Annotated in this window: 18 protein-coding genes; 16 read left to right on the plus strand and 2 right to left on the minus strand. The window is 71.7% G+C overall.

Going from position 1 to position 20,756, the window contains the following annotated elements; all coding sequences use genetic code 11:
* Positions 1–12: 12 nt before the first annotated feature.
* On the minus strand, positions 13–1,254 hold the full coding sequence (locus ACX27O_RS05915) for an SUKH-3 domain-containing protein (RefSeq protein WP_030331552.1): 1,242 nt from the start codon (positions 1,252–1,254) through the stop codon (positions 13–15).
* 79 nt (positions 1,255–1,333) lie between these two features.
* On the opposite strand from ACX27O_RS05915, the gene ACX27O_RS05920 reads away from it, so the two are divergent.
* The 13 genes from ACX27O_RS05920 (at position 1,334) to ahcY (ending at position 15,867) form a co-directional block, all read left to right on the plus strand.
* Positions 1,334–1,756 (plus strand): YbaB/EbfC family nucleoid-associated protein, encoded by a 423-nt coding sequence (locus ACX27O_RS05920; RefSeq protein ID WP_458939025.1) that lies wholly within the window; start codon positions 1,334–1,336, stop codon positions 1,754–1,756.
* Positions 1,753–2,085: a hypothetical protein gene (locus ACX27O_RS05925; protein ID WP_458939026.1), complete on the plus strand. Its 333-nt coding sequence runs from the start codon at positions 1,753–1,755 to the stop codon at positions 2,083–2,085. The genes ACX27O_RS05920 and ACX27O_RS05925 overlap by 4 nt, the downstream gene beginning before the upstream one ends.
* Positions 2,086–2,101: 16 nt before the next feature.
* On the plus strand, positions 2,102–6,118 hold the full coding sequence (locus ACX27O_RS05930; RefSeq protein WP_458939027.1) for a toxin glutamine deamidase domain-containing protein: 4,017 nt from the start codon (positions 2,102–2,104) through the stop codon (positions 6,116–6,118).
* On the plus strand, positions 6,090–6,407 hold the full coding sequence (locus ACX27O_RS05935; protein WP_458939028.1) for a hypothetical protein: 318 nt from the start codon (positions 6,090–6,092) through the stop codon (positions 6,405–6,407). Before ACX27O_RS05930 ends, ACX27O_RS05935 begins: the two co-directional genes overlap by 29 nt.
* A gap of 177 nt (positions 6,408–6,584) precedes the next feature.
* Positions 6,585–6,833, plus strand: a complete 249-nt coding sequence (locus ACX27O_RS05940; protein ID WP_156057518.1) for a hypothetical protein — start codon at positions 6,585–6,587, stop codon at positions 6,831–6,833.
* 116 nt (positions 6,834–6,949) lie between these two features.
* On the plus strand, positions 6,950–7,654 hold the full coding sequence (nfi, locus tag ACX27O_RS05945) for a deoxyribonuclease V (RefSeq protein ID WP_458939029.1): 705 nt from the start codon (positions 6,950–6,952) through the stop codon (positions 7,652–7,654).
* Between the two features lie 241 nt (positions 7,655–7,895).
* On the plus strand, positions 7,896–8,951 hold the full coding sequence (locus ACX27O_RS05950; protein WP_245233618.1) for a hypothetical protein: 1,056 nt from the start codon (positions 7,896–7,898) through the stop codon (positions 8,949–8,951).
* 70 nt (positions 8,952–9,021) lie between these two features.
* A complete protein-coding gene (locus ACX27O_RS05955) occupies positions 9,022–10,407 on the plus strand; it encodes a phosphomannomutase/phosphoglucomutase (RefSeq protein ID WP_210863067.1) in 1,386 nt (461 codons plus the stop codon).
* Between the two features lie 61 nt (positions 10,408–10,468).
* Positions 10,469–10,654, plus strand: coding sequence for a Trm112 family protein (locus ACX27O_RS05960; protein WP_030331539.1), 186 nt, complete (start codon positions 10,469–10,471; stop codon positions 10,652–10,654).
* Positions 10,651–11,847: an SIS domain-containing protein gene (locus tag ACX27O_RS05965; protein ID WP_030331537.1), complete on the plus strand. Its 1,197-nt coding sequence runs from the start codon at positions 10,651–10,653 to the stop codon at positions 11,845–11,847. The genes ACX27O_RS05960 and ACX27O_RS05965 overlap by 4 nt, the downstream gene beginning before the upstream one ends.
* 67 nt (positions 11,848–11,914) lie before the next feature.
* Positions 11,915–12,922 carry a cation diffusion facilitator family transporter gene (locus tag ACX27O_RS05970; RefSeq protein ID WP_030331530.1) on the plus strand — a complete coding sequence of 336 codons (1,008 nt, stop codon included), beginning with the start codon at positions 11,915–11,917 and terminating at the stop codon, positions 12,920–12,922.
* A gap of 3 nt (positions 12,923–12,925) precedes the next feature.
* Positions 12,926–14,089, plus strand: a complete 1,164-nt coding sequence (gene manA / locus ACX27O_RS05975) for a mannose-6-phosphate isomerase, class I (RefSeq protein ID WP_387222240.1) — start codon at positions 12,926–12,928, stop codon at positions 14,087–14,089.
* Positions 14,090–14,367: 278 nt separating this feature from the next.
* Positions 14,368–15,867 (plus strand): adenosylhomocysteinase, encoded by a 1,500-nt coding sequence (gene ahcY, locus ACX27O_RS05980; RefSeq protein ID WP_210860776.1) that lies wholly within the window; start codon positions 14,368–14,370, stop codon positions 15,865–15,867.
* Between the two features lie 130 nt (positions 15,868–15,997).
* On the opposite strand, the gene ACX27O_RS05985 is transcribed toward ahcY, so the two are convergent.
* Positions 15,998–16,156, minus strand: coding sequence for a hypothetical protein (locus ACX27O_RS05985; protein WP_210860778.1), 159 nt, complete (start codon positions 16,154–16,156; stop codon positions 15,998–16,000).
* Positions 16,157–16,456: 300 nt separating this feature from the next.
* Between ACX27O_RS05985 and mtrA the strand changes: the two genes are divergently transcribed.
* Genes mtrA through ACX27O_RS06000 form a run of 3 tightly spaced genes read left to right on the plus strand, consistent with a single transcriptional unit; the run spans position 16,457 to position 20,754 of the window.
* A complete protein-coding gene (gene mtrA, locus ACX27O_RS05990) occupies positions 16,457–17,146 on the plus strand; it encodes an MtrAB system response regulator MtrA (protein WP_030331519.1) in 690 nt (229 codons plus the stop codon).
* Between the two features lie 12 nt (positions 17,147–17,158).
* A complete protein-coding gene (gene mtrB / locus ACX27O_RS05995) occupies positions 17,159–18,946 on the plus strand; it encodes an MtrAB system histidine kinase MtrB (protein ID WP_051708407.1) in 1,788 nt (595 codons plus the stop codon).
* 32 nt (positions 18,947–18,978) lie between these two features.
* Positions 18,979–20,754 carry an LpqB family beta-propeller domain-containing protein gene (locus ACX27O_RS06000; RefSeq protein WP_357638381.1) on the plus strand — a complete coding sequence of 592 codons (1,776 nt, stop codon included), beginning with the start codon at positions 18,979–18,981 and terminating at the stop codon, positions 20,752–20,754.
* Positions 20,755–20,756 lie beyond the last annotated feature (2 nt).

The raw sequence follows: 20,756 nt of genomic DNA on the forward strand, positions 1-20,756 counted from the left end.
CCCCGCGCCGAGCTAGTCGGCCTGCCAGGTGCCGTCGTCGCTCACTCGGGCGGGGGCGCGGCCGAGCAGCAGGGTGGTCAGCGCGGCGTCGACGGTGTCGCCGAGGAACCACTCGCCGGCCTGGTCGAGCGCGAACACCCGGCCGCGCTCGTCCACCGCCAGGATGCTGTCCTGCTGCTCGGTGCCGATCGGGAAGAGGCGCACGCCGAGCACCGCGCCGAAGTCCGCGAGGGTGTCGGCGGTGTGCGCGATGGCGTGCGGACGGATGTCGAAACGCGAGATCCACACCTGCTCGCCCCGGCCGCGCCGCGCCCCGACCAGGCTGGGGAACGCGGTGAGCGCCTCCACGGCGGCGGGAAAGACCTCGTGCCGATGGTCTCGCCCCGGCACCGACGTGACGTCCCGTACGGCGGCAGCGGCCATGATCTGGTCACCGATGTGTGGTCGCCACCCGGCCGCGACCAGCGCGTTGGCGACCGCCGGGGGAAAGCGCCCCGGATCCGGATCCGGGGCCTCCGGCGCGGTCCAGGTCTCGGTGAAGGCGCGCGCCGCCTCCGGCAGGACGTTCGCCCGGACCAGGAAGGCGACGCACGAGTCGCAGGGCCGTTCGGCCGGCCCACCAGCGGGATCACCCGGCTCACGGATCCGGAAGACCTCGAAGCGGGCGTTCCCCAGGAGCGCCGCCGCCTCGGCCCTCCCCATCGGAGCGATGCCCTCGGCGGCGCGGCGGTGGTCGTACTCGTGCAGGACGTCGGAGACCACGATCAGCTCGGCGTGAGCCTCCCCGCCGCGCACCAGCTCGCCGGGGGGCAGCTGGGCCAGATAGTCGCGGACCAGCGGGTGGTGGTTGAGTGGCACCTCGGCCCTCGTGCCCTGGGCCGTCCAGATCCGTCCGTCGATGGTCAGGTGCGCGGCGGTGTTCGGGGTGACGCCCCGGCTTATCTCCCGCAGCAGCACCGTCGACGGGTCGACGGTGCGGGGCGCTGTCGGCCCGTCGGGCTGGCTACGCCGGTACATCTCCGCCACCACGGTGCTCGGCACCCGGGGCCAGGTGGTTACAGTGCCGGTCTGCTTGTCGATGACCGTCGTCGGCAGGTCGCCCGGCACCGTGCGCACCTCGCCGGGCACGACGGACGTGATGACGTAACCCAGGTCGAACTCGTCGACCATCGCGCTGCACTCGTGGCCGAGCCGCTGCGAGTCGCGGCGGGCCCAGGTGGCCGCGAGCTGCTCGGCCTGTTGACGGTCGATCACGCATTGAAACTACCGGACTACACGGATCGATGGCAGCCGGTATCGTTTCGCTCTACCGACGGTGACGGGAGGGGCGGCGGTGGACGCACAGGCGGACCGGGACGTCAATCGCGAGCTACGGGCCCGATTCGACGACATCTATGGGCAGTACCAGCAGCTCAGGTCCGGTTTGGACACCCTTCAGGCGCGGCTCGAAGCGCTGCGGGTGACCCGGCGGTCGGCCGACGGGCAGGTGACGGCGACCGTCGGCGCGCAGGGCCAGTTGATCGAGGTCGAGCTGACCGCCGCCATCTACCGGGACCGGGACGCCCTGGCGCTCGGCCGAAAAATCACCGAAACGATCCGGGCCGCCGCGACCGCCGCCGCCGACGCCACCAGCGACCTCGTCGCCGAGAGCATGCCGGCCGGCTCCGGGGCCATGGACTTCCTCAGGACCGGCGACTACGCCGCGCTGCTCGGTCGGGCCGACGCCGTGCTCCGCAAGGGTGAGGCGACGGCATGACCGACGGGCAGCTCTGGCTCGATCCGTCCCGGGCCCGCCGGGGCGGTGCCGACCTGGCGCTCGCCGGCGAGGCGGTGACGGCCCGTCGTGCGGCGGAAGGGGGCGCCATCGAGGCCGCCAGCGGTGCCCGGCCGTGGGGGCGCGACGACATCGGCGCCGCCTTCGAGCGCAACTACCGCGGGTTCGAACAGACCGTGCTGCGCGCCTGGGCGGGCGTCGGGCACCGGCTCACCGAGCTGGGCGGCGGTGTGGTCCAGTCCGTCGACGCGAGCGTGCAGACCGACGCCGCCAACGCCACCCGCCTCGGTCGGGCCGCCGACCGGCGCTGACAACCGGCGATCTGAGATGAGCGTGCTGCCGAGCCCCATCCCGCACCCACTGGACCACGCTCCGTGGGACGTGCCCGGCTGGATCTACGAGGCCCTCGACTGGGTGGTCGGCGTGCAGTGGCCGGAGGGCAACGAGCGGGCCGTGTGGGACGTCGCCGACCAGTGGTACGCGGTCGCCTCCGTGCTCGCCGGGCCGCACGCCGACGCCGCCACGGCCGCCGCCGAGGTGCACAGTGGATACGGCGGTGTCGGAGCCGTCGGCGCGGCGTTCGAGGCGGCCTGGCGCAGGCTCGCCGAGGACACCGACGCGCCGCTGCCCGTACTGCTCGCCGTCACGGCCGACCTGGGCCGACTGGTCGAGGAGTGCGGGTGCGACATCGAGGGCGCCAAGCTGGAAGTCTGGATCGAGCTGGGCATCCTGGTCATCGAGCTGCTCACCGTGGCGGTGGCGGCGGTGCTGACCGCCGGCGCCGCAACCCCGGCCGCCGGCGCGGCGATCACCGCCACCCGGCTGCTGGTTCACCAGATCTTCAAGCGGCTGATGGGCCAACTGGCCAGCAAATCCCTCAAACACGGGCTCAAGGAGGCCGGCGAACGGGCCGCCAAGGAGGTCGCCCGAGGGGGCGCACGCGGGTTCGCCAAGCGGGCCGCCCGCGAAGGGCTGGAGGAGGCCACCGAGGAGGCCGGGGTCACCCTGGCCACCCAGGCGTACCAGAACTCCACCGGCCGGGCCCACGGCCTGGACCTGACCGATCTCGGCGCCTCGGCGGTCGGTGGGCTCGCCGGCGGGGCGGTGGCCCCGCTGGCCGGCCTGGGCCGGCACGCGACCGGGCGGGCGGCGCGAGTCGGGGAGCACCTGGGGCGGGAGATGACCGGCGAGGTGCTCGCCGAGGGGGCGGCGAGCCTGGCCACCGGTCAGGGCCTGACCTCGATGGAGGACGTGGCGCGCGCCGCCGCGTCCGGGGCCACCGGTTCGGCGACCGGCCAGACCGACCACGCGCTACGCGCCCGGCTCGACGCCCAGGCGAACGCCCTGGCGGGAGCGTCGCTCGCTGGCCCATCCCTCCCGTCGGCGCCGCCCGACGCGGAGGATGTGCCCTCTGCGGGGGCGTCCTCAGTGGGGGCTGCGTCTGCGGCGGCGGAGGTCCCGTCGGCGGTGATGCCGTCGGCGGTGGGGGCCGCGTCGGCGACGGCGGTGCCGTCTGCGGTGGGGGCCGCGTCCTCGGTGGCTGCCGATGGTGTGGCTTCGGATGGTCTGGTTACGGCCGGGGTCGTACCCGTGCAGGCCACGGAGACCGTCGACGTGTCGTCGCCGGACCAGCCGGCTGCGCCGACGTCCCCTGGCGCCGAGCAGTCGTCGGCGTCACCCGTCACGCCCGACGGCCAGACGTCGGCACCGGTCCCGGTCGGTGTGGTGTCCGAGATGGACTCGTCGGCACTGTCGACCGAGGCGGCGCCGTCCACTGCCGCGCCGGTCGGGGAGAGAGTGGGCCTACCGCACCCGGCCACGGCCGACCCCACGCTCTCGGCCGCGCCGGTTGCCGTCCCTGTCGAATCGAACAGTGGCCCGGCTGCCACCGGTGGATCCCCGCCGCACCCCGGCAACTCGCCGCACGTCACTCCCTCAGGGCCGACCGCCTGGTCTCCGACAACCGGCCCTTCCGCGCCGACGCTCACTCCCGGCCTCGCGACGCCGGTCACCTACGGCGTCCCGAGCACCGCCAACACGTCGCCGCCGGTCGCCCCCACCCCGGCGGTGGTGGGTCGATCCGTCGTGCCGCCGCGTGCACCGACGCGGGAGACACCGGCACCGGTGCGCGCACCCGAGCACCCGGCCCGGGGAAGGGCGTCGGTCCCCGTCGACGTGGCCGCGTTCGGTGCCCCGTCGGTGCAGGATCCCGACCCCGACGACTCGTACGCGGCGCAGTGGGCCGCCGCGGCGGAAGCCGCCGAGCGGCGGCGCTACCAGGAGCACTACGAATCACTGCGCATCGAGTTCGAGACCAACCGCCGGCAGACCGAAGCCGCCCGCCTGCGTACGCGCGCCGTGGAGCACGATCGTCGCACCGTCGAGTACGCCACCTACGCCCGACAACTGCACCAGGCCGGCAACCGGCTCTGGGCCGACGGCTGGCAGCGCGCCGCGAACGAGGAGGCCCGCGCGTACTCCGAATGGCGTGACCTGGCCGACGCGGTGCTGGCCGGCAGCGCCGCCCCGTCGGTGGTGGACATCAGCGCCACCTTCGAGTACGCCAACCGGGACGTGGGCGCGCTGGCGCTCGGCGCGGTGGAGACCGCCGGCCCGTCCAGGCTCACCGGCGACGACGATCCGCCGCCGATCGACGACTCCCGCCCGTACGGGCAGCCCGGAGGGCTGCGTCCACCGCTCGCCCTGCACCAGGTCGACGTGGAACGGCAGATGCCCCGCGAACCGGACGGCACCGTCATCCGCACCGCCGACCCCCGGCAGGGCGGCTGGTTCCGGCTCCTCAACGACGGCGGTCCCGCCGCCGACGCCACCCGGGGCATCAACTGCCTGGACTGCACCCTGTCGCTCTTCGAGACCTGGGTGCACGGGCGACCCCGCGTCTCGGCACCGCGCACCTTCGACGGCTACCTCGACGGCGACATCAGGCGTCCCATCCGTGGCGAGGCAGGCGGCCCCGGCCGGGTCGAAGACGTGACCGGCGGGCGCTTCCAACAACTCGTCGCCCCGACGTCCGGCCAACCAACGGACGCAGCGCAGGCGCGGCAGGCCGTCGACCGGGGCTACCGCAACCTGCACGACCAACTGCTGCTGGGCGGCCACGGCAGCTACTCGTTCCTGGTCACCGAGTGGGCACACGGTGGTTCGCACGCCTGGGTGGCGCTCAACCAGAACGGCACGATTCTCTACGTGGACCCGCAGAACGGCGCGGTCCGGGACCGGCCGCTCTACCCGGACGTGGTCGGCATCGACGCGCTGGTGCTGAGCGGGGACGGCCGACCGATGCCGCTCGGCGGCCTGCCCCGGGGCCGGTTCAGCGAACGGCCCGACCTGCCGGATCACCCATCGACGTACGACGACGGCGGGCACGGTGACCCGTACATCAACCGGATGTACCTGCTCCTCGACGGTCCTGGCTCGGCGCAACACCCGGACAGGCCAGCCGGAGATCCGACTGCGGCACACGAACTGGGTGATCCAGCCGACGAGCTGGCGCAACTGACCGCAGGCGAGCTGGCCGCTCTGACCGAGCTTCGGCAGCGCGCCCTGATGGCCGCCGATCGAGTCGAAGCGGCTCTAGATCAGGTCGGGCGTAACGTGACAGAAACCCTGGGTCTCGAAGAGCCGGTGCAGTTGCGCGACCGCGCCGCTCGCGTCAAAGAGCTGGGTTCGCTGGCACGTAAGTTCGTCGATGAGGCGCGCGGCTCGAACATTGGGGTTGAGGAGTTTTCGCAGACGGTGAACGACGTCCTCCGGTTCCTGTTCGAGATGCCACCCGGGGTGAACTACCTGCGGGGCGTTCAGTTGGTGCTCGCGGGCCTCACCGACGCGGGATTCTCCGTCCCGAGGTCGGATCTCAAGAACTTCTGGCGGGCGGGTAACAGGTTCTACGGATTCACCTGCACCCTTCGCACTCCCGACGGGCTCCTCGTCGAACTGCAGTTGCACACACGTGACTCGCGGGAGGCGTGGATGCGGACCCACGGCGACTACGAGATCCTGCGCCGGGTCTCGAACCGGCCGGAGGAGCATGTGCACGCCTTCCTGCGGATGCTTGCGGCGAACCGTGAGCGCCGGATGTCGGAGTCCGTACCGGACGGCTTGGCCGCAGAGTTCCCGACGAAGGACGCGAGCTTTGCCAAGTGGTTGAGCCAGAGCGGAGATGCCTGGCCGAAGTATCGGTCGTGGCTCGACCGTCAAGGGATCAGCTTTTCCCAGGTAGTGCACGATTTGGGCTTGAGCTCTTCCGATTTCCCTATTGCGGCGGACGTCGTCACCAAGTTGGAGAAAGAGATTGTTGACGTATTACGTGATCTACCGGAATGACGAGAGGGTCGGAGGACCAGCCGGGCTCTTCGTCATGGACGTAGGCGCAGGCAGCGCGATCCTCTGGGATCACCGTAGCGGACGCTGGGCCTTCGATCCAGCGCTCGTCGTGCGTTTTGTCAACGACTATCGAAACATGGACCGTTTTGAAACCGTTGATCGGGCGACGGCCGAGAGAGTGGCTGAGACTGTCAGCGGGGGTCGTGTGCTGCCCGACGAGGACGACATCCGAGCCATGTTCGCTACCGACCCCAGCGCGGGCGGCCCGCAGCCATCCGGTCGACAGTGATGGGTGTACGAACAGGCAGTCGAGGCGGGCCGGGATCCCGGCCGACAGCGGTGCGCATGGGTCGGGCGGTGGGTCGAGGGGGTCGTGCCGAGTGAGGGCTTGCCTGACCGTGCGTCGTCCGGCTGGAAGCCGCGTTCGGTGGGGTAGGGCACTGGCGGCGCCGAATAAGATCGACGCATGGCGAAATCTGGCACGAAGGGCATCAGGTCGACTGTCTGGGCCTGGCCGGTCGGCATCCTGGTCGGCCTGGCTATCGGCATTCCGGTGTTCGGGGCGAAGGGTGGCGTCGCCTTCGGTGTCGCCACCGGCATCGTTGTCGCGCTCGGCCTGGGTTTGATCAGGGGTCGGGCCGACGGTGACAGTGCCCGGGGCGGCCCGCACGGCAGGGCTGCCGGAGGTGGCGGCGATGCGTCGGGTCGAGGGTGATCGACTCCGGTTTCTTGAAATCGGGGCATCCGGGTCCGGGGGATAGCCCGACTTTCGTGATGTCGAGTGGATCATGGCGGGCCGCGCGCGCAGCGGGCATGCCGCAGGCAGCGGGTATGCCGCAGCCAGCTCGCACGGCGCGCGTGGGGGCAGTGGCGCCGGGCAGTGTTGCCGAGGCGGTGGCCCTACAGGAGGAGTTGCGGCCGCTGGTGGACCTGGTCGGGCCGGGGCCGAGCGCGCCCGCGACGGTGGCCGGCCTGGACGTCGCGTACGCCGAGGGTGGTGACCTGCTGGCGGCGGCTGTGACGGTCCTGGACGCCCGGACCCTGGCGGTGGTGGACTCCGCTGTCGGCGTGGGGCGACCCGCGTTCGACTACGTTCCGGGGTTGTTCGCGTTCCGTGAGGTGCCCGCGTTGCTCGGTGCGCTCGATCGCCTGACCACCATTCCGGACCTGCTGGTCTGCGACGGGCACGGGCTGGCCCATCCACGCCGGTTCGGGCTCGCGTGCCACCTCGGGGTGGTCACCGGGTTGCCCGCGATCGGGGTGGGCAAGACACCGCTGGTCGGGACGTGGGATCCGCCGTCCGCCGAGCGGGGTTCGTGGTCGTCGTTGCGGGACGGTGGTGACGTCGTCGGTCGGGTGCTGCGGACCCGGGACGGGGTGAAGCCGGTCTTCGTCAGCGTCGGGCATCGGATGAGCCTGGAGAACGCGACAGCGCAGGTGCTGGCGTTGACCCCGCGCTACCGCCTGCCGGAGACCACCCGCACCGCCGACCGACTGTGCCGCGACGCCCTCGCCGAGGCGGAGCGGGCCCGCTGACGCCGGGGGCAACCGGGCCCGTCGGGGCGGAGCGGGCCGGCTGACGCGGAGGCAGACCACCGGGCCGGAGCAGGCCGGCTGACGCCCGGACCGTCGGGCTGATCGGCTGGTCAGCGGGGTCGGCGGGCGGGTGCTAAACCGTAACGCCGCACACATCCGGGCCGCTCTATGACCGATGGGGTGGGCCGGCCGGTAGTAGCCTGACCTGCGGACCCCACCCGGGGAGGACGGCGAGGTGATCATGACAGTGCGTCGACGCGCGGCACGGCTGGCGACGGTCTGCGGTCTGGCAGGCGGCCTGGTGCTGCTCGGTGCGTCGCCGGCGCTGGCCGACGAGGACTCGGTCCGGGTGGGCGCGGCCAGCAGTTTCGCCGCTGGTGGTTCCGCACAGGGGGTGAACGTCGCGGTGCGCAAGCGCACCGACGGGTGCGTCCTGCTGCGTACCGCGCTGGGCTTCACCATGGAGGGTCTTCAGCCGAACCAGGTGAAGGTCCAGGTCAACGCGGGCGGGCGCTGGTTCCCGGTGGCCGTCAGCGGAGGCGGCGGCAACGTGTCGACCGCGCAGACGTCACCAGCGAAGCCGACGCTGTGCAAGGGCAAGGGCATCACGGTGCGCTACCGGGTGGCGTTCGCTGCGGGTACGCCGGGCGGCCGGCTCGTGGTCACTGGTGCGGGCATCAGCGCGGCCGGCCAGACGTTGGGTCACGCCACCGACGCGGCGCGGCTGACCGGCGCGCGGGTCACCCCGTCGCCGACTCCGTCGCGGTCGACGAAGCCGACGCCCACCCCGAGCCCGTCCGAGGTCGCGACCGTCGACGAGGCGGTGAACCCGGCGGTGTTGTCCAGCGCGCCGAACACCAGGGCGACCGCCGCCGAATCGTCCGGAGGAGGTTCACCAGTGATGTTCATCGGCATTGTGTTGGTGGCAGTCGGACTACTGCTCATCGTGCTGCTGATCCGTCGTTCGCGGCAGGACCGCAAGCCGTCCGACGACGGGCCGGGCATCCTGCCGGGCAACCCGGGCGGCACCACCTACCGCGCCGGGGGCGGGTTGCCGGCCGCGCCCGGTCGCCCCGGTCAGGTGTACGGCCAGCAGCCGCCGGCCGCCGGTTGGGGTGCGGTGCCCGCACCGCGTCCCGCTACCGGCGGCGTCTACGGTGCCCGGCCGGAGACCCCTGCCGCGCCCCCGGAGGCGACGCAGCCGATGCCGGGCCGGCCCGACGGTCGGCCGTTGCCCGGTGACCCGCCCACCGACGGCGGGGGCCACACCGTGTTCATACCCCGGCTCCCCGGCTGAGCGGAGTACGACCCGCCCCCTCCGTTAGGCTCAGGATCGGTGTCTAACCTGCGGCCAAGGAGTGGAACACGTGTCTGATCTGTCCCAGATCGTGAAGGCGTACGACGTCCGCGGGACGGTGCCGGACCAGTGGGACGAGCGGGTCGCCGAGGCACTGGGAGCCGCGTTCACCCAACTACTCAACTCCACCGACGAGCCGGGCGACGCAGTAGTCGTCGGGTACGACATGCGGGGCACCTCGCCCGGCCTGGCCGCCGCCTTCGCCACCGGCGTACGCGCCGAGGGGCGTTCGGTGATCGAGATCGGTCTCGCCTCCACCGACCTGCTCTACTACGCGTCCGGCTCGCTCGACCTGCCCGGCGCGATGTTCACGGCCAGCCACAACCCCGCGCAGTACAACGGCATCAAGATGTGCCGCTCCGGTGCCCGCCCGATCGGCCAGGAGAGCGGTCTGGCCGAGATCCGGGACCGGGCCCAGGCCATGCTGGACTCGGGTGACGCCCGTCCCGCCGGTGCGCCCACCCGGCCCGCCGAGCGGCGCGACCTGCTTCCCGACTACGCCGGCTATCTGCGCAAGCTGGTCGACCTCTCGGGCATCCGCCCGTTGAAGGTGGTCGTCGACGCCGGCAACGGCATGGGTGGCTTCACCGTTCCGACAGTGCTGGGTGACGCCGCCCTGTCGCCGCTGCCGCTGGAGATCGTGCCGCTCTACTTCGAGCTGGACGGCACCTTCCCCAACCACGAGGCCAACCCACTGGACCCGGCGAACCTGGTCGACCTGCAGCGTGCGGTGGTCGAGCACGGGGCCGACATCGGCCTGGCCTTCGACGGCGACGCCGACCGGTGTTTCGTGATCGACGAGCGCGGCGAGCCGGTCTCACCGTCGGCGATCACCGCACTCGTCGCCGCCCGGGAGCTGGCCAAGCACCCCGGATCCACGGTGATCCACGGTCTGATCACCTCCAGCGCGGTCGCGGAGATCATCCGCGAGCACGGCGGGAAGCCGGTCGTCGCCCGGGTCGGGCACTCCTTCATCAAGGCGGAGATGGCCCGCACCAACGCCGTGTTCGGCGGCGAGCACTCCGCGCACTACTACTTCCGGGACTTCTGGTTCGCCGACACCGGCATGCTGGCGGCGATGCACACGTTGGCGGCGCTGGGCGAGCAGTCGTTGCCGCTGTCCGTGTTGGCCGGTGAGTACGAGCGCTATATCGCCTCCGGTGAGATCAACTCGACGGTGTCCGACCAGGCGGCTGCCGTGGCCGAGGTGCGCGCCGCGTACCCCGACGCGGTTGCCGACGAGATGGACGGGCTCACCCTGCGTTTCCCCGACGGCGCCTGGTTCAACCTGCGCGCCTCCAACACGGAGCCGCTGCTGCGGCTCAACGTCGAGGCGCCGACCCGGGATCGGATGGTCTCGCTCCGGGACGACGTGCTCGACCGCGTTCGCCGATAAGATCGCCTGCGCCGGTCGGCACCGCCGTCGGTGAAGCCGCACACGTGGAAGGAGCCGTGCCATGGCCCTGGATCCGCAGTTGCTCGAGATCCTTGCCTGTCCGGACACGCACCACGCCCCGCTCAGCTATGACGCCGAGGCGCAGACGTTGACCTGCACGGAGTGCGGTCGGATCTTCGAGGTCCGCGACGACGTGCCGGTGCTGCTGCTCGACGAGGCGCGCGGCGGCCCCGGGCAGCCCTCATGATCGACGGTACGGCCGGGGTCAGCGGACGCCGCGACGCCGACGAGGCCCTGCTCGACAACGCGCAGGCGTTGGCCGAGGCCGACCCGGGCGGCATGCTCCGGCACACGGCGTCGGCCGGCGCGCAGGTTCGGGAGAGCGCCGCGCTGGCGGCCGAGGCGAACCTTGCCGTGCTCGCCGACGACGGGCGGCCCCGAGCCGTCGTGATCGCCGGCATCGGCACGGCGGGGCGTACCGGGGACGTGCTGGCCACTGTCGCCGGGCCCCGCTGCCCGGTCCCGATCATCGGGCACCGCTCCGCTGGCGTACCCGGCTGGGTGGGCGCTGCCGACGTGGTGATCGCGGTGAGCGCGTCCGGACGGAGCCCGGAGGCGCTCGGCGCCGCCGAGGCGGCCCACCGCCGTGGCGCCCGACTCGTCGCCGTGGGTGCCCCGGACTCGCGGTTGCAGTCGATCGCCGAGCAGGCCCGGGCGCCGTTCATCCCGGTGCCCCGGCGTGCCCCGGCCCGGGCCAGCCTCTGGGCGCTCACCGTGCCGGTCCTGCTCGCCGCCCGTTCCCTCGGGCTCGTGAAGGTCAACGAGGCGGACCTGGCGGAGACCGCGGCCCGGCTCGACGCGGACGCGGACCGCTGCCGGTCCGCCGCCGAGTCCTTCGTCAACCCGGCGAAGTCACTGGCGCTGGGTCTGGCCGGCTCGATCCCGATCGTGTGGGGTTCGTCCCCGCTGGCCACGGTGGCGGCCCGCCGGTTCGGCGACACCCTGTCGGCCAACGCCCGCTACCCGGTGGTCACCGGGGCGCTGGGTGAGGCCGGGCGGGGTCGCGTCGGGCTCCTCGACGGCGTCTTCGGCGGCCTGGCCGAGGGGGAGCGGGACATCTTCGCCGACCCGGCCGAGGACGACGGAGAGGGCACCCGGCTGCGGCTGGTGCTGCTGCGTGACGGCGGGCTCAACGCCGAGGACGACACCGACGAGCCGCTCGCCGTGGAGGAGCGCCGCGCGGACGCGGTGCAGACCCTCGCGGAGCGTCGTGGCGTGCGCTGCGACGTGGTGACCGCCGAGGGCGGTTCCGCCCTGGAGCGGCTGGCGTCACTGATCGCCGTCCCGGATTTCGCCTCGATCTACCTTGCGCTGGCCCACGGGCTGGACCCGATGGCCGTTCCGGCCATCACCGAGATGAAGGAGCTGTCGAACCAGTGAACGAACGTAGGGGGCGGCACGCCATGCGCGGACCGGTCGGCTTCGTGTCGCGAAGCGGAGCGGTGGCATGAGCGCCAACGGTGGGACGAAGGCGATCGTCGCCGCCCTGCTGGCCAACGTCGGCATCGCCGTCACCAAGTTCATTGCGTTCCTGCTCTCCGGCTCGTCGTCGATGCTGGCCGAGGCGGTCCACTCGGTCGCCGACTCTGGCAACCAGGGCCTCCTGCTGCTCGGCGGCAAGCGGGCGAAGCGGGCGGCCACCCCGGAACACCCGTTCGGGTACGGCCGGGAGCGCTACATCTACGCGTTCATCGTGTCCATCGTGCTGTTCAGCATCGGTGGCCTGTTCGCGCTCTACGAGGCGTACCACAAGTGGCATCACAAGGGCGGCATCGAGTCCTGGCAGTGGTTGCCGGTGGCCGTGCTGGTGGCCGCGATCATCATGGAGTCGTTCTCGTTCCGGACCGCCATCAAGGAGTCCAACCAGATCCGGGGCAACCAGTCCTGGGTGCGTTTCATCCGTCGCGCCAAGGCGCCGGAGCTTCCGGTGGTGCTGCTGGAGGACTTCGGCGCGCTGATCGGCCTGGTGTTCGCCCTGTTCGGCGTCACCATGACACTGATCACCGGTAACGGCGAGTGGGATGCCGCCGGCACCGCGATGATCGGCATCCTGCTGGTCGTGATCGCGGTCGTGCTCGCCATCGAGACGAAGAGCCTGCTGCTCGGTGAGGGCGCCGAGGCGTCCGACGTGGCCGCCATCGAGCGGGCCGTCACCGACGGCCCCGAGGTGGAGCGGATCATTCACATGAAGACGCTCTACCTGGGCCCGGAAGAGCTGATGGTGGCCGCGAAGATCGCCGTGCCGGAGTGGGAGAGCGCCCACGACCTGGCACGCGGCATCAACGCCGTCGAGGCGCGGATCCGGGCCGCGGTGCCGATCGCCCGGGTGATCTATCTGGAGCCGGACGTCTACAGCGTCGCTGCCGCCAAGGCCGGGACCGGTGCCGCCGCCGACACCGCCGTGCCGCAGCCACAGGACGCGTCGGGCGAGGCGGCCGGGCGGCCCGGGGGCTGACGGGTGGAGCCACTGTACGGGCCGATCCGGGACTACGCCTGGGGTTCGCGCTCGGCCATCGCTCTCCTCCAGGGGCGCTCGGTGCCGAGTGCGGGCCCGGAGGCGGAGCTGTGGTTGGGGGCGCACCCGGGCGCCCCGGCCCGCGTGGATCGCGCCGGTCTGCGGGTGAGCCTCTGTGATCTGGTGCGGGACGAGTCAGGTCAGTGGCTCGGTCAGCGGGTGTCCGAGCGGTTCGGCAGTCGGCTGCCGTTTCTGCTCAAGGTGCTCGCGGCCGATGCCCCGCTGAGCCTGCAGGCCCACCCGGACGCCGAGCAGGCGCGGGCCGGCTTCGCGGCGGAGGCGGGGCGTCCCGAGGGGCAGCGCAACTACGTCGACCCGCACCACAAGCCGGAGTTGCTGGTCGCGCTCACCCCGTTCGAGGCGCTGTGCGGGTTCCGGGATCCGGTGGAGTCGGCCGAGGCGCTCGCCGCGTTCGGCGTACCGGCGTTGGCGCCGGTCGTCGCCGCGTTGCGGGCCGGGCCGGCAGGGCTGCGGACGGCGGTGCGGACGCTGCTCGGCTGGCCGGTCGCCCAGCGTCACGAGCTGCTGGCCGCCGTGGTGGCGGCTCCGGCCGACGGCCCGGACGCGGAGCTGGTCCGCCGGCTGGCCACGGCGTACCCGGGGGATCCGGGCGCGCTGGTCGCGTTGCTGCTGCACCACGTGCGGCTGGTGGCGGGGGAGGGGATCTGGATGCCCGCCGGCAACCTGCACGCCTACCTGAGCGGCTGCGGAGTGGAGATCATGGCGGCCAGCGACAACGTGTTGCGCGGCGGCCTGACGCCGAAGCGGGTGGACGTCGACGAGCTGTTGCGGGTGTTGCGTTTCGAGGTGCTCGACGATCCGGTGCGGGCCCCGGAGACGGTCGGTCCGGGCGTGGACTGGTGGCCGGTCCCGGTGGACGATTTCGCGCTGCACCGGGTGCGGGTCGACGCGGCGGTGCCCTCGGTGTCGCTGCCGCTGCCCGGCCCCCGGGTGGTGCTCTGTGCTGGCGGCTCGATCACCGTGGACGACGGGGCCGGCGCGTTGACGCTGGTCTCCGGTGAGGCCGCGATCGGTACGGCGTCCGATGCGCCGTTGCGGATCGACGGTGCCGGTATGGCGTACGTGGCGACGTCCGGGCTGCGCTGACGCGCTCGCCGGCGACGACACAAGTCCGACTTTCCCGGAATAGCTTGACGTCATCCTGGCTGAGTGTGACTCTATGAGTACGCAGCGTTATCGCGACGACGGTCCGAGAACGTGCGGGGGAAACCAAACCGGGGGGATGCACGGGGCGGGCGGGAGATGGCGGGAAGGTCCGTCCATCACCGACCGCCCCGTGCGCTGTCCGCGGACCGTGCCTGAGGCCCGTCGCCGACGCGCGTAAGGTGGAGGGTCGGCGCAGACATCGTTCGACAGGAGCTTTCATGACCAGCACCCTCCCGGCGTCCGCCAGCGGCACGCCGTCCGAGGCCCGGCCGAGCACGCTCGCGGACGGCGACTTCAAGGTGGCGGATCTGTCGCTCGCCGAGTTCGGGCGTAAAGAGATCCAACTCGCCGAGCACGAGATGCCCGGCCTGATGGCGATCCGTCGGGAATTCGCCGACGCGCAGCCGCTCGCCGGCGCGCGGATCACCGGCTCGCTGCACATGACCATCCAGACCGCCGTGCTGATCGAGACGCTGGTCGCGCTCGGCGCGCAGGTGCGCTGGGCGTCCTGCAACATCTTCTCCACCCAGGACCACGCCGCCGCGGCGATCGTCGTCGGCCCGAACGGCACCCCCGAGGCGCCCGCCGGGGTCCCGGTGTACGCCTGGAAGGGCGAGACCCTGCCGGAATACTGGTGGTGCACCGAGCAGGTGCTCGACTGGCCGGACGGGCAGGGTCCCAACATGATCCTCGACGACGGCGGCGACGCCACCCTGCTGGTGCACAAGGGCGCCGAGTTCGAGCGGGCCGGGGCGGTCCCGCCGGTCGAGTCCGCCGACTCCGAGGAGTACGCGGTCATCCTCGAACTGCTGCACCGCTCGCTCGGCGAGGACAACCAGCGCTGGACCCGGATCTCCACCGGCATCAAGGGCGTGACCGAGGAGACCACCACCGGCGTGCACCGGCTCTACGAGATGCACCGGGCGGGCACCCTGCTCTTTCCGGCCATCAACGTCAACGACTCGGTGACCAAGAGCAAGTTCGACAACAAGTACGGCTGCCGGCACTCGCTCATCGACGGCATCAACCGGGCCACCGACGTGCTGATCGGCGGCAAGATGGCGGTCGTCATGGGCTACGGCGACGTGGGCAAGGGCTGCGCCGAGTCGCTGCGCGGCCAGGGCGCCCGGGTCGTGGTGACCGAGGTGGACCCGATCTGCGCGTTGCAGGCGGCGATGGACGGCTACCAGGTCGCCACGCTGGACGACGTGGTCGAGCAGGCCGACATCTTCATCACCGCCACCGGCTGCTTCGACGTCATCACCAACGAGCACATGGCCCGGATGAAGCACCAGGCCATCGTCGGCAACATCGGCCACTTCGACAACGAGATCGACATGGCCGGGCTGGCCAAGCGTTCCGACGTCGAGCGGATCAACATCAAGCCGCAGGTCGACCTGTGGCGCTTCGCCGACGGGCACGCCATCATCGTGCTCTCCGAGGGTCGCCTGCTGAACCTGGGCAACGCGACCGGGCACCCGAGCTTCGTCATGTCGAACTCGTTCGCCAACCAGACGATCGCCCAGATCGAGCTCTTCACCAAGACCGAGGAGTACCCGATCGGCGTCTACGTGCTGCCCAAGCACCTGGACGAGAAGGTGGCCCGGCTGCACCTCGGCGCGCTCGGCGCCAAGCTGAGCACGCTGACCAAGGAGCAGGCCGACTACCTCGGCGTCTCCCAGGAGGGTCCGTTCAAGCCGGACCACTACCGCTACTGATCGACACGTTCGGACCGGGTCGGCTGTTCGCAGCCGGCCCGGTTCGGCGTCTCCGCCGCCGGTCTCGGCGGGTCAGCGTCTCTGCCGTCGGCTCTCGGCGGGTCAGCCTTTCCGTCGCCGGCTTCGGCGGTCAGCCTGAACGGGGGCCGCGCCGGGTGGGCCGGAACCACGTCCAGACGCACCAGACCAGCCAGCCGACCGACACGATGGTGGCCAGCGCGCGTAGGCGTAGCGCGCTGAGCAGCAGCACCACGGCCAGCACCGCCAACCACGGCAGGAATCCCCTCACGGCGGGGATCCTTCCACAGCCGGGGGTGGGTACGCGTCGGCGAGGAGCGCCGGGGGTGTGGGCTGTTCGGTTGGCCCGTCGTCCGGATGGCGACAGTCGGGTCGGCCCGGCCTGCGGTGGCGCCGGGCGGCGCTCCCGGGGGATCATGGTGGCAGCCTGACCACGGCCATCCGTGCGCCGGGCACCGCAGCACGTGGCGCCGCCGCCGCGGACCGCGGTCACCCGATTTGCCGGCGGCGCGAAGCGCGTACCGGCAGACGCCGGTCCCACCGAACTGAATGAGGATGCAATATTAATCCCATGAGAGCCCGCGTACTGGTGGTCGACGATGACCCCGCGCTCGCCGAGATGCTCGGAATTGTGCTGCGTAGTGAGGGTTTCCTACCCTCGTTCGTGGCCGACGGCGAGCGGGCGTTGGCCGCTTTTCGCGACAGTCGTCCCGATATCGTGCTGCTTGACCTGATGCTTCCCGGCATGAGCGGTATAGACGTCGCCCGGTCGATCCGCGCGGAGTCCGGCGTGCCCATCGTCATGCTGACCGCCAAGAGCGACACCGTGGACGTCGTACTCGGCCTGGAGTCCGGTGCCGACGACTACGTGGTCAAGCCGTTCAAGCCCAAGGAGTTGGTGGCCCGGATGCGGGCCCGTCTGCGCCGAGGCGAGGACGTGGCCCCCGAGATGCTCACCATCGGGCCGCCCGACAACCAGATCACCATCGACGTGCCGGCGCACACCGTGAGCCGCAACGACGAGGAGGTGAAGCTGACTCCGCTGGAGTTCGACCTGCTTGTCGCACTCGCCCGCAAGCCTCGTCAGGTCTTCACCCGTGAGGTGCTGCTCGAGCAGGTCTGGGGCTACCGGCACGCGGCCGACACCCGTCTGGTCAACGTGCACGTCCAGCGGCTGCGGGCCAAGATCGAGCCGGACCCGGAGCGGCCGGAAATCATCCTCACCGTGCGGGGCGTGGGCTACAAGGCGGGGACCGGATAGCCTGGTCGCACTGTGTCAACCTCGCCGCCGCCACCCTCCCCGAGTACGGCGCCCCGCCGGCCCAGCGCCGCCGGGGAGCTCTGGCGTGCGGTGAGTGTCCGGGTCGCGGGCGTGCTGGGTCGGGCGCACCAGACCTGGCGCCGCTCGCTCCAGGTCCGGGTGGTGACCATCACGCTCGTCGCGTCCAGCCTGCTGGTCGGCGGCTTCGCGTTCCTCATCGCTGACAAGATCACCACCATCCTGCTCGACAGCGCGCGCAGCGACGTGCGGCAGCGGGTGACCAGTGGTGCCAGCTACGCGGCCAAGCAGGTCTCCTTCTACGGGCAGCCGCAGGAGGCGCAGCTTCAGGAGACCATCGACGGCACCGTCAACTACCTGGCCGGCGGCGACCCCCAGCAGACCAGCGGGGTGGTGGTGGCGATCACCGCCGACGACTACCCCAACGACATCCAGACCCGCACCTCCCCGTCGGCGAACGTCCAGCCGCTGATCAGCCCCGAGCTGCGCGCCGCGATCGCCGACGGCAAGGTGGCCAGCCAGATCCGCACCGGGCGACTCACCGACGAGACCACCAAATACCTGGTCTACGGCTCACCGGTGCCGACCCGCTTCGGCCAGATCGAGCTCTACTATCTGGTCCCGCTGGGCCGGCAGGACGTCACCGCCGCCGACGCCCGAGCCACAGTGGTGGCCACCGGCGTCGCCCTGGTGATCCTGCTCGGCCTGCTCGCGGCGCTGGTCACCCGGCTGGTGGTCAACCCGGTCCGGGTCGCCGCCCGCACCGCCCAGCGACTCTCCGCGGGCCTGCTCGACCAGCGGATGGTGGTCAACGGCGAGGACGACCTCGCCCTGCTCGCCGCGTCCTTCAACCAGATGGCCACCAACCTGCAACGGCAGATCCTGCGCCTGGAAGAGATGTCCCGGTTGCAGCGCCGCTTCACCTCCGACGTCTCCCACGAGCTGCGGACCCCGCTGACCACGGTCCGGATGGCCGCTGACCTGATCTTCGCCGAGCGCGACGAGTTCGACCCGGCGGTCGCCCGCAGCGCCGAACTGCTCCAGGCCGAGCTGGACCGATTCGAGGAACTGCTCACCGACCTCTTGGAGATCAGTCGGTTCGACGCGGGCTTCGCCATGCTGGATTCCGAGCCGACCGACCTGGTGCCGGTGGTGCACCGGGTGGTCGACCGGCTGGCCGGGCTGGCCGAGCGGGTGGGCGTACCGATCGAACTCGACCTGCCGGGCACGCCGGTGATCGCCGAGGTTGACCCGCGCCGGGTCGAGCGGGTGCTGCGCAACCTGGTCGGTAACGCTGTCGAGCACGGTGAGGCCCGGCCGGTGCTGATCACCCTCGGCATCGACGAGACCGCCGTGGCGATCACCGTCCGGGACCACGGTGTGGGGCTGAAGGTGGGCGAGGAGAAGTTGGTGTTCAACCGGTTCTGGCGGGCGGACCCGTCCCGGGCCCGGCAGACCGGGGGCACCGGCCTCGGCCTGTCGATCAGCCTGGAGGACGCCCGGCTGCACGGCGGCTGGCTGGAGGCGTGGGGCGCTCCCGGGCAGGGCGCGCAGTTCCGGCTCACCCTGCCGGCCCGTGCCGGCGACCGGCTGACCACCTCGCCGCTGCGGCTGGTGCCGGCCGACGCGACGCTGCCGTTCGGCGGCCCCCGCGACGGCAACCCTCGCGATGGTGGCTCCCGTGACGGCGGCCAACTTGCCATCGGTCCCGGCACCGGCGGGGCACTGGCGATCGGTCCGGCTCCGGCCGGCGACGGGCAGCGGACGGAGGTGCACTCGTGAGACGGCCGACCCTGCTCGGGACCTTCGGCGTGATGGTGCTGCTGGGCGCCGGCTGCGGCATTCCGGCGGCCTCCGACGTGCGGGTGGACGGCAAGGGCGGTGCCGCGACCGAGGCCGGTGTGATCAGCCGGGGCAGTGAGCCACCGACGCGGACCGCCAGCGGCACCCTCCAAGAGGTGTTCGTCCGCAACTTCCTGTCCGCCGCCGCAGGCGAGCCGGATCGGGCGTACGAGCGGGTCAAGGCGTTCGTCGCCCCGGAGGACAAGATCCGCCTACAGGACAAGAAGGGCAGCGAGGTCGCGCTGAACGTGGTGCGGCTGCGCGAGGCGGTCTACACCCCCAACAGGGACTTGACCACGACCGTGAAGATCACGGTGCAGCAGATCGGTGTGCTGCGGGCCAACGGCACCCTGGCTCCGCCGGTGGCGACCGAGACGGAGTACGAGTTCGGCCTGCGCAGCGCGTCGTTCGACGGCGGCGTCGACGATGACCGCGCCGGCCTGTACATCATCAACCCGCCCAACGTGCTGCTGCTCAGCGACACCGCGCTCCGACAGTATTACCAGGACGAGACGATCTACTTCTGGAGCTCCGACCGCACCCGTCTGGTGCCTGACCAGCGCTACCGACCGCAGGCGGTGCCGGTCGAGCGGCGGGTCAACGAGGTGGTGAAGTGGCTGGTCGGCGGTCCCTCCGACTGGCTGCGCCCGGGAGTCGTCGGGCTGCCGGACCGCACCGAGCTGATCAACAACGCCACCGGTGGGAACGGTCGGTGGGAGGTCAACCTGGACATGCCCAGCGACGACCAGAACGGCATCGACCAGTTGATCACCCAGATCGCCTGGTCGTTGGGTGACCTGCCGGGCCAACTGGAGCTGAAGATCCGCAACAACGCGCAACCGGTGGTGATCCTGGGCGAGCGCCGAAACTCCCATGCGCTCTACCCGCACGCCGCCAGCCCGCTGCGCTTCGGGGTGTACGACGGTGCGATCCACCCGCTCGACTTCGAAGGCGAGCCCAGCGGCACCGTGCCGCTGGCGCCCGAGGTCAACCGCAACGTCGTCTCGGCCAGCCTCGGGTTCGCCAAGGACCGGCGGATCCTCGCCGCGATGGTGGTCACCGGCAGCAAGAACCGCTACCGGCTCGCCGTGGGCACGGGCGTCGAGCCGGTCTCCGTGCTCAGCCGCAGCAGCACCGAGTACTCCTCGATCAGCCGGCCGGTCTGGCTGCGGATGGTCGACTCCCGACCCGGCCGCGGCCTGGTCGTGGCCGACGGGCAGCTCTACCGGTTCGACGAGACGGCGCGGATGTATCAGATGCCGCTCAACCTGCCCTCCGGCGAGGTCACGGCGGTGGCCGCCGCGTTGGACGGCCAGCGGGTGGCGCTGATCGCCGGCGGCCGCCTCTACGTCGCCGCTGTCAACCTCGACGGCGGCGGGGTCTCCATCGGCCCGCCCCGAGAGCTGGTCACCTCGCTGACCAACCCGACGGCGGTCGACTGGGGCAGGGAGGACCAACTGGTGGTGGCCGGGTCCGTCGGCCAGCCGGCGCTCTACGAGATCAGCGTCGACGGCGCCCTGGAGACGCCGTTGCGGACCGACCTCGGTGCCAAGGTCAACCACCTGACGGCGTACCCGAGCAACCGCGGCGTGCGGGCGCCCAGCGGTGCCTACATGTACGAGGTGAACGGGGTGGCCTACCGCAGTAGCCCGTTCGAACGCATCGAGCCCAGCCGGGTACGCGGCATCGCCCAGGTGCCGGCCGGCGTGCGGCAGAGCAACCCGTCGGCCCCGTTCTTCCTCTACTGACC

The sequence above is a fragment of the Micromonospora sp. SD19 genome (assembly GCF_054462275.1).